1 protein-coding gene and 1 pseudogene are annotated in these 507 nt (G+C 59.4%); both read right to left on the bottom strand.

Features of this window, described 5'->3' with window-relative positions; all coding sequences use genetic code 11:
- Positions 1-314 (bottom strand): ABC transporter permease subunit (locus ACXJ7R_RS36215; RefSeq protein WP_457155959.1); only part of this gene is annotated, 314 nt, incomplete at its 3' end.
- Positions 311-507, bottom strand: a pseudogene (locus ACXJ7R_RS36210) (sugar ABC transporter ATP-binding protein); the annotation flags it as partial. The pseudogene ACXJ7R_RS36210 and the gene ACXJ7R_RS36215, both read right to left, overlap by 4 nt.

The following is a 507-nucleotide window of genomic DNA, read 5'->3' as shown; positions in this document are numbered from 1 at the left end:
GTGATAAGGATGGCGAGGAAGACCGGGATGCCGGCATTGATCAGCATCGCGGCTATGACGGTGGCGAAGCCAACCACGGCGCCGACCGAAAGATCGATGCCGCCGGTAATGATAACGAAGGTCTGGCCGACGGCCAGGATGGCGATCATCGAGCCCTGGCGCAGCAGGTTCGAGATGTTGTTGGCCGAAGCAAAGCTTGATGTCGACAGTGACAGGATGACCCACAGAAGCACCAGCAGCGCCAGCAGCGTCAGCCCGAACAGGGCATTGTAGTTGCGCTTCGGTTTTTCGGCAGGAATCGCCTCGGTGCTCATATCTGTTCTCCCAGCTTTTCTTGTTTCTCGGCGAGCGCCTGTGTGAGAATTTCCTCATGGTCGGCGGTGCGGAACCCGTGCGTGGCGACCAGTTTGCCGCGGCGGAATACGTGCAGCGTGTCGGCCAGTTCGTAAACCTCGGGCAGGTAGGACGAGATCAGGATGATGCCGGCTCCCTTCGACAACAATACGC

Source organism: Mesorhizobium sp. P5_C1 (assembly GCF_054049815.1).
The sequence above is the reverse complement of the archived record's forward strand: the minus strand, read 5'-3'. Positions and strand labels throughout refer to the sequence as shown.